The following is an 11,365-nucleotide window of genomic DNA, read 5'->3' as shown; positions in this document are numbered from 1 at the left end:
CCACATTACTTGCAAAATTCTGGAAGATCACATTTTGCGGTGTATTGAACAAATGGGAAGCGCGTTGGCTACCGAGGGTGTGTAAGCCGTTTTGAATGCCCACCGGGTTAGAATAAGGGCATGAAAATTGCCCTGTATTCTGATCTGCATCTTGAAACGATGCGCAAATTCCCGGCCTTGGCGGCTGTTCCACAACCCGCCGAGGATGTGGATTTGATGATTCTTGCCGGAGACATTCATCAGGGCACTCAGGGCTTGCAAGCTTTGGCTGAACTGGGCGAGAAACAGCACATATACGTGGCTGGCAACCACGAGTACTACAACCACGACATTGATATCCTTGACGACCATTTGTTCGAGCTGGCCGCCAAGAAGCAATTGAACTACTTGCAGCGCACCAGCGTGGTTATTCAAGGCGTGCGTTTTCTGGGTTGTACCTTGTGGACCGATTTCAATATTCAACCGGGTTGGCGATTCGGTGCCGAGTTGGTGGCCAAGGCGTTCTTGCCCGATTACAAATTGATTCGCATGCGCGGCAAGCAGTTTTCGCCCAGCATGGGCATTGATTTGCATTACCAGAATATTGACTGGCTGGAGTCTGCACTGGCCGCACCGTTTGATGGGAAAACAGTGGTGATTACTCACCATGCGCCGCACCCGCAAAGTATTCATCCCCGGTTTAACTTGAGCCCCATCAACGCTGCTTTTGTCTCTGACCTGAGCCGTTTGATGGGCAAGGCCGATGTGTGGGTGCATGGGCATATGCACGATTCCTTTGATTACACCGTACACAACAACGGCGGCGAAACCCGTGTGTTGGTGAATCCTCGCGGCTATGTGCGTAAAAAGGGCAAAGCACGAAAAATGGAACGCGGGCAGGTGCAGGTGACGCCACAGGCTTTCGAGAATCCGTTTTTTAACCCGAACCTGGTGTTTGAGGTATGAAACTGGCTGCCAACCTGAGTTGGCTTTACACCGAGTTCGACTTTTTGGATCGACTCCAGGCCTGTGCGGAAGACGGATTTCGACATGCCGAGTGCATGTTTCCCTATGAGTATTCGGCTGAACTACTGCGCGACAAGGCTCTTGAGGCGCGGGTGCAATGGGTGTTGATCAACGCACCTGCTGGCAGTTGGGCCGATGGAGATCGAGGCTTGGCGGTTGAACTGGCACGGCGCGATGAATTCAAACGTTCTATTGAGCTAGCCGCACGCTATGCGACAACCTTGGGCGTGCGCAAAGTGCATGTGCTGGCAGGTGTGGTGAATTTGAATGATGAAAAAGCCCTGCGTGCGGCTTGGGACTGCTACGAGGAAAACCTGCTGTGGTTGGCCAGCAGCATGCAGGGTGAGCCAATTGACTGGTTGATTGAACCCATTAACCGGTTTGATGTGCCGGGTTACTTGTTAAACCAGCAGGCCGATGCGCATGAACTGTTGATTCGCTTGAACCGCGCCAACCTGGGCGTGCAAATGGACTTGTATCATTGCCTGCGCACGGAGGGCGAAGTGTTGAACGCGCTGAGCCAATACTTGCCCACTGGTCGTGTGAAGCACATGCAGCTTGCGGGTGTGCCCGGTCGAGATGAGCCGGGGGCCGAGGAATACGCTCAGGTGAGTGCCTTGTTGAAAACATTGGGCTACAACGGCCACATGGGTTGCGAGTATCGACCCAAGGCGGGCACCCGCGATGGCTTGGGCTGGATCCGGAGCGTCGGTTTTTCAGGCACAATGGAGTCCTTCGAAACTTGAGTTTGGGCGGGCAACCGCTGGACAAGTGCGCATGCAAGACGCTGAACTGAAGCAACTGCTCGACAATACCAAAACAATCGCTGTGGTGGGTTTTTCCTCACAGGCCCACAAGCCGAGTTTTTTTGTGGCCAAGTACCTGCAATCGCAGGGCTATCGAATTTTGCCGATCAACCCGGCTTTGCAGGGCCGCCCCAGTGGCTTGATGGGCGAAACCTGTTACCCAGATTTGAAAACAGCGATCGCGGAAACCGGTTTGAAGATTGATTTGGTGGATGTATTTCGCCGTGCCGAACACACCCCCGATGTTTTGGCCCAGGCCATGAATGTGGGCGCCGGCGCCGTGTGGTTGCAGCAGGGCATTCGCAATGACCTGGTGGAAGCCAAGGCCCGCGCAGCGGGTTTGCCCTTTGTGATGGACCGTTGTTTGAAAACCGAACATCAGCGTCTGTTTTTAGTTTGAATTCATAAAATAAGTATGTACGAACATGAGCAGTTTTCAGCCCGTTAAAAATGACACCTTCCTGCGCGCCTTGCGCCGCGAAGCCACCGAGTACACCCCAGTTTGGTTGATGCGCCAAGCTGGCCGCTATTTGCCAGAGTACCGCGCAACACGCGCGAAAGCCGGTAACTTCATGGGTTTGTGCACAAACCCGGAAGCCGCTTGCGAGGTCACTTTGCAGCCGCTGGAACGCTACAAACTGGATGCGGCCATTCTGTTTTCCGACATTTTGACCGTGCCCGATGCCATGGGCCTGGGTTTGTATTTTGCAGAGGGCGAGGGCCCCAAATTTGAGCGCCCCTTGGTGACTGAAGCCGATGTGGCCAAACTGGCGGTGCCTGACATTGGTACCAGCCTGCGATACGTCACCGACGCGGTCAGTACCATTCGAGGTGCCTTGGGTGGACGTGTGCCGCTGATCGGTTTTTCGGGCAGCCCCTGGACCTTGGCCTGTTACATGGTGGAAGGTGGCGGCAGCAGCGATTTCCGCAAGGTAAAAACCATGTTGTACAAGCGCCCGGACCTGATGCACCGCATACTGGAAGTGACCACCGAGGCAGTGAGCCAATACCTGCGCGCTCAAATTGAGGCTGGCGCACAGGCCGTGATGATTTTCGACAGTTGGGGCGGTGCCCTGGCCGATGGTGCATTTCAGAAATTCAGTTTGAACTACATCAAGAGAATCGTTGCCAGTTTGCCACTACAGGCCAACCGCGGCAGCTTTACTGAAGACATTCCATCCATCGTATTCACCAAGGGTGGTGGCCTGTGGCTGGAAGACATTGCATCCAGCGGTGCCAGCGCTGTGGGTGTGGACTGGACTGTGAACCTGGGCCAGGCCCGCGCACGCATTGGCGACCATTGCGCCATTCAGGGCAATCTGGATCCCAATGTGTTGTTTGCCGAGCCAGCTCAAATCGAAGCTGAAGTGGCCAAGGCGCTGGAAAGTTTTGGTGTGCCACAGGCCGGTGCAGGCCATGTCTTTAACTTGGGGCATGGTATTTCCCAGTTCACCAACCCGGACAGTGTTGAGGTGATGGTGAACGCGGTACATGCCTATAGCCGCAAACAAAGGCAGTAAAAACTTGGACTTATGCACATTTTTGGCGCAAGGCGGAAGAAACATTTTTTTGCATTGCACGACGAATGGAAAAGCAGTGCTGTTAGTTAAGTAATTGTTTTAAAAAGATAAAAATGCATTTTACAAAATTTGTACTTTACATGAATTATCACATCCTGTAGCACACCCGTGGATTATTTCCACGGATGTCCACAAAGTTATCCACATTGACTGTTAATTATTTTGTATTCCGTTTAATTCAAGCTAGCTAGTCCATGAACTTAAAGTAAGCTGTGAAGACAGACCCAAACCGAAACACTTCATCTAACCCGATCAAGGGACACACTTTGCTGGTGAATGTGTTGGTTGCTGCACCGCTTCCCAAATCTTTCACGTATCAATGGCACAGTGAACAAACGCCCCGATTCGGGATGCGAGTGATTGTGCCGTGGGGACGCCAGCACCGAATTGGCCTGGTTCGGGGCGTTGCCCCGGATCAGCAAATGGCCGAGAACATCAAACCTGTGCACACGGTGCTTGATGCGGGTCAATATTTGAGCGTTGAATGGCAAGCCTTGATTGAATTTGCTGCCAAGTACTATCACCACCCATTGGGCATGATTGCCCTGGAGGCGCTGCCCAAAGCCTTGCGCGTATTGAATGCCCGTGGTGAAGAACCGGTGATGGTGGCGAAATCACGAGAGCATGCGCAGAAGTTACTGGTCGAGCGCAATGAGCCGGAAGCCAATGCCAAGGCAAACAAAACCAAACCCCCCAAACTTGAAAAACCCGTGTTGAACGCCGAGCAATTGGACGCGGTGGCGCAGTTGTCGAGCGCGCAAGGCTTTCAGCCCTTCCTGCTGTATGGGGTTACAGGCAGCGGCAAGACCGAGGTGTATTTGCACACCGTCGAAGAGCGTTTGAAGCGCGGCGAACAGGTGTTGGTGCTGTTGCCTGAAATCAACCTGACCCCGGCAGCGCAAGCCTTGTACAAAGAACGCTTGGCGCCACACCGGGTTGTGGTGATGCACAGCAACCTGGCCGAGTTGACCCGAACCAAAGCCTGGTTTGAGGCTGCCACAGGCGCAGCCGATGTGATTATTGCGACTCGTTTGGGCGTGCTGACCCCACTGCCACGGCTTGGGATGATTGTGGTGGATGAGGAACATGACCCTTCATACAAACAGCAAGACGGCATGAGATACCATGCCCGCGATTTGGCCCTGATGTTGGCCAAACAGCGCGAGGTGCCGATTGTGTTAGGTTCGGCCACCCCTGCACTGGAAAGCTGGTTGAAGGCCGACACGGGTGCCTATAAACGCCTGAGTTTGAAGAACAGGGCAGTGCTGGGTGCCAGCTTGCCGAAGGTGGAGTTGATCAACACTGCCAACTTTCCAGCCAAGGACGGTTTAAGCGAACCTGCCATGCAGGCGCTGGTACAAAATTTTGAAGCAGGCAAGCAAAGCATCGTGTTCTTGAATCGCCGTGGCTATGCGCCCCAAATGGTGTGCAATGCCTGTGGCTGGGTGGCCAACTGCGACCATTGCACGGCGCACATGGTGTGGCACAAGAATGAGCGCATGCTGCGATGCCACCATTGTGGCGCAGGCCAGCGTGTGCCCACGCACTGCCCCACCTGCGGCAATCAGGATTTGACTGGTTTTGGCCGTGGCACGCAGCGCATTGAAGAAACCCTTGCCGGCCTTTTGCCGACTGCGAACATTCTGCGAATTGATGCCGACAGCACGCGCAACAAGGGGCAAATGGAAGCCTTGTTGCAACAGGCGCACAGCGGGGAGGCCGATGTGCTGGTGGGCACCCAAATGATTGCCAAGGGCCACGACTTTGCCAATGTGACTTTGGTGTTGGCCTTGAATGTGGATGCCTCGCTGTATTCGCACGCTTACCGGGCGCCTGAACGCCTTTTTGCTCAATTGATGCAGGTGGCAGGCCGGGCGGGGCGCAGGGCAGGCGACGCACGCATGGTGGTGCAAACCCGTTACCCCCAGCACCCCTTGTTTGATGCCTTGAAGGCACATGATTACGAAAGCTTTGCCAGCCATGAAATGCAGGCCCGCAAAGACGCACGCATGCCGCCGTTTTCTCACCAGGCCACCATTCGGGCTGACCACAAAAAGCTGGCCAATTGCTTGCAGTTTTTGAGCACAGCGAGGGAGCTGGGTGAACCCTTGGTAGATGCTGACAATCCGGTTTTCATGTGCGACCCTGTGCCCTTGACCGTGGTTCGGGTGGGTGGCATTGAACGCGCGCAAATGCTGATTGAAAGCGAATCCCGGCCTGCCTTGCATCGATTTTTGACCCAATGGTTGGCGCAATTGCACGAGCTACCCGGCAGTGTGCGCTGGTTTTTGGAAGTGGACCCGGTCGATCTGTAAGTTGCCTCTGGTACAGTAATGCCTTCCCTTGGAGTTCCCCCCTGTATGTCTGTTGGCCTGAACAAAGCCCAAAGCGAAGCCGTGAGTTATGTGGATGGTCCCTGCCTGGTGTTGGCGGGTGCGGGTTCGGGTAAAACGCGCGTAATCACCCAGAAAATTGCGCACCTGATCCAAAACAAGGGTGTGAACGCCAAGAACATTGCAGCGGTTACGTTTACCAACAAAGCGGCCAAGGAAATGGAAGAACGCGCTGCCAAGTTGTTGCACGGCAGCGAGGGCAAGGGCCTGTTGGTGTGCACCTTCCACAGCCTGGGCATTCGAATTTTGCGGGAGGAACACAAGCACGCCGGGCTGAAAGCGCGATTTTCAATTCTGGATGCCACCGATACTTATGGCCTGGTGCAACAGTTGTATGGCACCACCGACAAGCAATTGATTCGAAAAGCGCAAAGCGTGATTTCCCTGTGGAAAAACGGCCTTGTCGATCCCGATGCGGCGCTGGCCCAAGCCACCACGGAAGACGAAGGGCAAATTGCCCGCTTGTACAAAAGTTATGAGGCCACGCTGGCGGCTTATCAAGCTGTGGATTTTGATGATTTGATTTTGAAGCCCACGCGCCTGCTCGCCAGCAACGATGAAGTGCGCAACCGTTGGCAAAACCGTTTGCGCTACTTGCTGGTGGATGAGGTGCAAGACACCAATGCCTGCCAGTATGATTTGCTGCGTTTGATTGCCGGGCCACGCGCCATGTTCACAGCGGTGGGTGATGACGACCAGGCCATTTACGCTTGGCGGGGCGCAACGATTGAAAACCTGCGGCAACTGACAGAAGACTACCCGCAGTTGAAAGTGATCAAGCTTGAACAAAATTACCGGTCTACCTTGCGCATTCTGCAAGCCGCCAACAGGCTGATTGAGAACAACCCCAAGCTGTTTCCGAAAACGCTGTGGAGCGACCATGGCCCAGGCGAACCGATTGTGATCAGCCCAATGGCCGATGATGAACACGAGGCCGAACAGGTGGCCATGATGCTGAGTGGGCACCGCTTCGAGCGCCGTGCTAAGTATGGCGACTATGCCATTCTGTACCGAAGTAATTTTCAGGCACGTATTCTGGAACAGGCTTTGCGACGCCAGAAGATTCCGTACATTTTGAGTGGTGGGCAAAGTTTTTTTGAGCGCGCTGAAATTAAAGACGTGATCGCTTATTTGCGTTTGCTGGTGAATCAGGATGATGACCCCGCATTTATTCGCGCGGTGACCACACCCAAGCGCGGCATCGGCCAGAAAACGCTGGAGGCCTTGGGCACCTATGCAGGCACACGCGGGGTTTCATTGTTTGAAGCGCTGTTCGAAACCGGTGCGGAAAGCCATTTGAATGCTGGCATGGTGGATGCGCTGCGCACCTTCGGCACTTTCATCAACAAGCTGGAATACCGTGCACAGCGCGAGCCTGCGCGCGATTTGCTTAACGAGTTGTTGAGCACCATCAAGTACGAAGAGTGGCTTTACGAACAGCAAGACGAGCGCGGTGCGCAAGCCAAGTGGCAAAACGTGCTCGACTTTGTGAAATGGATGGGCGACAAGGGCGAAGAAGAAGGATCAACCTTGCTGGACCTGACCCAGAAAGTGGCCTTGATGACCATGCTGGACCGGCAAGACGATGGCACGCGCCCCGATGCCGTGCAGCTAAGTACCCTGCATGCGGCCAAGGGGCTGGAGTTTCCGCATGTGTTTTTGATTGGTTGCGAAGAAAGTATTTTGCCCAGTTTTGGTGATGGTGAAGGGCGTGAATTGACGGACGACAGGCTGGAAGAAGAACGCCGCCTGATGTACGTGGGCGTAACCCGTGCGCAGCGTAGCCTGAACATTACCTGGTGCAGAAAACGCAAGAAGGCGCGTGAATTGGTGAGTTGTTTTCCGTCGCGGTTTATCAAGGAACTGCAACTGGAAACCGACAAAGACCTGCCCGATGACACACCCAAGATGACCCCGAAACACCGCTTGAGTGCGTTGAAAGGGTTGCTGACAAAGGTCGGTGCCTAGTTTGCACCCAGCGCAGAATTTGCTTTCTGGATCAGCGCCTCGGGGGTAACGGGTTTCAGCAACCACCCCGCAAGGTTGAGGGCTTTGGCCTGTTTAATCATTTCTTTGTCGGAATACGACGTAATCACCACAATGGGTACCATGGCTCCGGTTTTTCGAATTCGGTTGCACAACTCAAGACCGTCCATGCCGGGCATGTCGATGTCAGTGATGATCAGGTCGGGTGCGCCGTTTTCTACGATCTCTCGTATGCCTTCCTGAGCCGATGCCGCAGTGCGCACAACATGACCCGCTTGGGCCAAAATATGTGCGCAGACTTTTCGAATGGTATTGGCATCGTCAATTAGAAGAATATTGGGCATGGTGTGATTTGGCTTGATGGTGATTTATTTTTACCATCATACCGTGCCAGATTGAAAAACCTCGGACTCCAGTACTTTTGCGCCCGGTTCGGCGTTTAGCGCTTCTATCAGCATTGTGCGTGCAAGCATGTCGACTTTCACACTGCGCAAGCGCTTGGGCAAAAGCGGGTTGAACAAGCGGCTGGCCACCAAGCCAATTTCTTCGCCAAGGCGAAACTCTTCACGCTGACCATCAAGCAGCCCAGGGCGTGCAATGACCACGCTCGGAATGCCCGCATTCTTCACCGCTTGTTCAGCTTCGCCCTTGGTGCGCAGGTAAAGGCCTTTGGCTTTGGGATTGGCCATCATGGCCGAATTCAACACGAAACAGGGCACGGCATGCTGGGCGGCCAGCGCTGCAAATTGAGCCACCAGCGTATAGTCCACGAAACGGAATTGCTCGGCAGTTTTGGCCACTTTGATGGTGGTGCCCAAGGTGCAAATGACTGCATCGGCTTGCCACCAGGGGGCTTCTTCAGGAATGGCGTTGAAGTCGATCACCTGGTTGAGCAACTTGGGGTGCGGCGTAATCGGTTTGCGGGTTAGTGCAACCACCTTGCCCACATTGGGATGGGCAAGTGCCTGCGCTAACACGCTGTGACCCACCACGCCAGTGGCGCCCAGCAGCAGCACAGTTTTCTGAATATTCGTTGAACTCAAATCAGGTCCCCAATAAAAAACGCGGCAGTCTTTAGACTAACCGCGTTTCACCGTCAAAGTCCAAAGGCGTTGTTTATGCGCTTTGGGTTTCTTTTTCTGCGGCTTTGCGCTTCTTGCGGGCAATTTGCTTGTCGCGCATTTTCTTCATTTGACCCACGATAATGGCCTGGTAAGTTTCAGGCAATGTGCGCACCATGGCGTCCATGGCCACGGCGTCGGGACCAACCAGCACGCGGCGCTTGTTGCCTTTCACTGCCTTCAGAATGATGTCTGCAGCTTTTTCAGCGCTGGTGATGAAGAATTTTTCGAAGAATTCTTTGCCTTGTTCGGAATCAGCACCTGTGAATTCTTCAATTTCAGGCGATGCCACGCTTTTGCGGGCAATGGCTGTTTTAATGCCGCCTGGGTGAACGCTGGTGGCCGATACGCCGCAGTTCATCATGTCCAGTTCCTGACGCAGGCTTTCCGTGAAGCCGCGCACGGCGAATTTGGTGGAGTTGTAAGTGCTTTGTGTGGGTTGTGCACACAGGCCAAACAAGCTGCTGGTGTTGATAATGTGGCCTTCGCCAGATGCCTTCAGGTGCGGCAAAAATGCTTTGGTACCATACACCACGCCCCAGAAGTTGATGCCCATGATCCACTCGAACTTGTCGTAGTCGATGTGTTCAACCGGGGTTGCGTAGGCCACGCCCGCGTTGTTGAAAATCAGGTTAACCTTGCCGTGATCTTTCGCGGTTTGGTCGGCCCAGGCGTACATGGCTTCGCGGTTGGACACGTCCAGTTGCTGGCTGCTTACTTTGATATTGGGGTTGGCAGCCTTCACCAGTTTGACAGTTTCTGCCAGGCCTTTGGTGTCGACATCAGAGATGGACACATGGCAGCCGTCCTTGGCCAGTTGAAGTGCCAGCGTGCGGCCCATGCCAGAAGCTGCGCCGGTGATTGCGGCCACTTTGCCGTTGAATGATTTCATGTGTCGGTCTCCAATGTGCTGTGTTGTAGCTGTAATTTGACAATCGTGGTTGTCAATTTAATGTTGGGGCTGCATACTGTCAATGCCTATTTTTTGAGTATCTCTTCGAATTATGAATGCGAAAGCACCGGACCAAATTGCCAAAGCCGCAGGGCGCCGTTACCGTGGGGTGTCCAATGAAACCCGCAAGGCCGAACGCCGGCTGAAATTGATTGAAGCCGGCATCAAGGTATTTGGCTCCACGGGCTACCACTCGGCCACCGTGAAGGGTTTGTGCCAGGAAGCGGGTTTGACTGAGCGTTACTTTTACGAAAGTTTCAGCAATGCCGAGGCCCTGTTTACAGCCTGTTACCTGCACATCACCGACACGCTTCGGGAGCGGCTTCAGAACGTGCTGTTGAACATGGAAGCGGACAACCTTGAGTTGGCAACCCGCACCGGGTTGACAGTGTTTTTTACGCAGTTCAAGGAAAGCCCCCAGGCCGCCCGAATTTTGCTGGTCGAGGTGTTGACCGTGAATCGCCATTTGGAAGAGCTTTCACTGAAGACCCTGTACAGCTTTGTTGAAATGCTGGAAACATTGGCGAAACCCTTGATTGAGCAGCGCAAGGATGGCGCCGTGAAGGGGCTTGATTCCACATTGCTGGCTTCTGGCTTGGTGGGTTCGGTGCTTTACATGGCGGCCCGCTGGAGCATGGACGGTTGCAAGAAGCCCGTGGAAGATGTGGTTGAAAATGCCATGCTGATTTTCAAAGGCATTGGTTTGATGTTGACCGACTAATTGTTCAAGGCTGTACGCGAAAAAAAACCCGCCATCGAGCGGGTTTTTTTATTGCTGGTGAGATTCGCCCGAAATTACTTCGCGGCCTCAGCAGCAGGCGCGTCGGCAGCCGGTGCTTCCGCAGCTGGCGCCTCAGGTTCAGGCGCTTTGAAATCAGCGCCTACTTCTTTGCCCATGTAGGCCACGGCACGGGCCACTTCAATGTCGTCCAGGTCAGAATTGCCACCCTTGGCTGGCATGGCGCCGATACCGTTCACCGCGTTTTGCCAGAGGGTGTCGAAGCCTTTGCTCAGTCGGGCAGACCATTGACCCTGATCACCGGTTTTGGGTGCGCCGGCTGCGCCAGCGGTGTGACATGCTGCACAAGCTGCGGCATACACCTCTTGGCCGGTTTTCAGAACCTTGGGCGCGTTTGCGTCTACAAAGTCGACGGTGCCCACAGGTGCCAGACGTGCAGCGATGGATTCTTCGGAAAATGCGTTGCTGCCAGCAGCAGGTTTTTCGCTACTGCTGACATAATAAGCCAGCAAAATAATGACAAAAATCGGGATGACAAACGCGGCAACCACTGCATAGATGAGTTGCTTGGGTGTCTTGATTAGAAGTTCGTGTTCGTTTGAATCGCTCATACGACGTCCTGATTGAAAGCGCTGGTTGAAACGTAATTATTCGGGCTGCACAATACGGGCTGGCCAAGGTTTCGCCCCACGGCATGTACGCAGCTTCAAAACAACTGTAAATTGTATCTTGAAAAAGGCTTTAAACCCAACTATTTATTGCTGAAAATGCAAGCCTGTACTA

General features: G+C 54.0%; 11 protein-coding genes. 7 read left to right on the top strand and 4 right to left on the bottom strand.

Annotation, left to right across the window (positions count from 1 at the left end):
- The first annotated feature begins 120 nt into the window (after positions 1–120).
- From FCS97_RS02725 to FCS97_RS02700, 6 genes are all read left to right on the top strand, one after another.
- On the top strand, positions 121–945 hold the full coding sequence (locus FCS97_RS02725) for a metallophosphoesterase (RefSeq protein WP_246065777.1): 825 nt from the start codon (positions 121–123) through the stop codon (positions 943–945).
- Positions 942–1,751, top strand: a complete 810-nt coding sequence (locus FCS97_RS02720; RefSeq protein WP_138516343.1) for a hydroxypyruvate isomerase family protein — start codon at positions 942–944, stop codon at positions 1,749–1,751. Before FCS97_RS02725 ends, FCS97_RS02720 begins: the two co-directional genes overlap by 4 nt.
- A gap of 31 nt (positions 1,752–1,782) precedes the next feature.
- Entirely contained in the window at positions 1,783–2,211 is a 429-nt protein-coding gene (locus FCS97_RS02715) for a CoA-binding protein (RefSeq protein ID WP_171035140.1), read from the top strand.
- Positions 2,212–2,236: 25 nt separating this feature from the next.
- A complete protein-coding gene (gene hemE / locus FCS97_RS02710) occupies positions 2,237–3,331 on the top strand; it encodes a uroporphyrinogen decarboxylase (RefSeq protein WP_138516338.1) in 1,095 nt (364 codons plus the stop codon).
- 272 nt (positions 3,332–3,603) lie between these two features.
- Positions 3,604–5,706: a primosomal protein N' gene (locus tag FCS97_RS02705; RefSeq protein ID WP_246065775.1), complete on the top strand. Its 2,103-nt coding sequence runs from the start codon at positions 3,604–3,606 to the stop codon at positions 5,704–5,706.
- 45 nt (positions 5,707–5,751) lie between these two features.
- Positions 5,752–7,752 (top strand): UvrD-helicase domain-containing protein, encoded by a 2,001-nt coding sequence (locus tag FCS97_RS02700; RefSeq protein WP_138516336.1) that lies wholly within the window; start codon positions 5,752–5,754, stop codon positions 7,750–7,752.
- Here the strand turns inward: FCS97_RS02700 and FCS97_RS02695 are convergent.
- The 3 genes from FCS97_RS02695 to FCS97_RS02685 all read right to left on the bottom strand — a co-directional run bounded on the left by FCS97_RS02695 (position 7,749) and on the right by FCS97_RS02685 (position 9,783).
- Complete coding sequence (locus tag FCS97_RS02695; RefSeq protein WP_138516334.1) at positions 7,749–8,114, bottom strand: response regulator; 366 nt, start codon at positions 8,112–8,114, stop codon at positions 7,749–7,751. The genes FCS97_RS02700 and FCS97_RS02695 overlap by 4 nt on opposite strands.
- A 36-nt stretch (positions 8,115–8,150) precedes the next feature.
- Positions 8,151–8,813 (bottom strand): NAD(P)H-binding protein, encoded by a 663-nt coding sequence (locus FCS97_RS02690; protein WP_246065766.1) that lies wholly within the window; start codon positions 8,811–8,813, stop codon positions 8,151–8,153.
- Between the two features lie 73 nt (positions 8,814–8,886).
- Positions 8,887–9,783 carry an SDR family NAD(P)-dependent oxidoreductase gene (locus FCS97_RS02685; protein WP_138516333.1) on the bottom strand — a complete coding sequence of 299 codons (897 nt, stop codon included), beginning with the start codon at positions 9,781–9,783 and terminating at the stop codon, positions 8,887–8,889.
- Positions 9,784–9,895: 112 nt separating this feature from the next.
- On the opposite strand from FCS97_RS02685, the gene FCS97_RS02680 reads away from it, so the two are divergent.
- Positions 9,896–10,564 carry a TetR/AcrR family transcriptional regulator gene (locus FCS97_RS02680; protein WP_138516331.1) on the top strand — a complete coding sequence of 223 codons (669 nt, stop codon included), beginning with the start codon at positions 9,896–9,898 and terminating at the stop codon, positions 10,562–10,564.
- Between the two features lie 74 nt (positions 10,565–10,638).
- On the opposite strand, the gene FCS97_RS02675 is transcribed toward FCS97_RS02680, so the two are convergent.
- Complete coding sequence (locus FCS97_RS02675) at positions 10,639–11,193, bottom strand: c-type cytochrome (protein ID WP_138516329.1); 555 nt, start codon at positions 11,191–11,193, stop codon at positions 10,639–10,641.
- Between the last annotated feature and the right edge of the window lie 172 nt (positions 11,194–11,365).

Source organism: Limnobacter alexandrii, assembly GCF_005871185.1.
Taxonomy (GTDB): domain Bacteria; phylum Pseudomonadota; class Gammaproteobacteria; order Burkholderiales; family Burkholderiaceae_B; genus Limnobacter; species Limnobacter alexandrii.
The sequence above is the reverse complement of the archived record's forward strand: the minus strand, read 5'-3'. Positions and strand labels throughout refer to the sequence as shown.

Coding starts and splice junctions, on each gene's coding strand:
- FCS97_RS02725 (WP_246065777.1), top strand. CDS start 121: ATGAAAATTGCCCTGTATTCTGATCTGCATCTTGAAACGATGCGCAAA.
- FCS97_RS02720 (WP_138516343.1), top strand. CDS start 942: ATGAAACTGGCTGCCAACCTGAGTTGGCTTTACACCGAGTTCGACTTT.
- FCS97_RS02715 (WP_171035140.1), top strand. CDS start 1,783: ATGCAAGACGCTGAACTGAAGCAACTGCTCGACAATACCAAAACAATC.
- hemE (WP_138516338.1), top strand. CDS start 2,237: ATGAGCAGTTTTCAGCCCGTTAAAAATGACACCTTCCTGCGCGCCTTG.
- FCS97_RS02700 (WP_138516336.1), top strand. CDS start 5,752: ATGTCTGTTGGCCTGAACAAAGCCCAAAGCGAAGCCGTGAGTTATGTG.
- FCS97_RS02695 (WP_138516334.1), bottom strand. CDS start 8,114: ATGCCCAATATTCTTCTAATTGACGATGCCAATACCATTCGAAAAGTC.
- FCS97_RS02685 (WP_138516333.1), bottom strand. CDS start 9,783: ATGAAATCATTCAACGGCAAAGTGGCCGCAATCACCGGCGCAGCTTCT.
- FCS97_RS02680 (WP_138516331.1), top strand. CDS start 9,896: ATGAATGCGAAAGCACCGGACCAAATTGCCAAAGCCGCAGGGCGCCGT.
- FCS97_RS02675 (WP_138516329.1), bottom strand. CDS start 11,193: ATGAGCGATTCAAACGAACACGAACTTCTAATCAAGACACCCAAGCAA.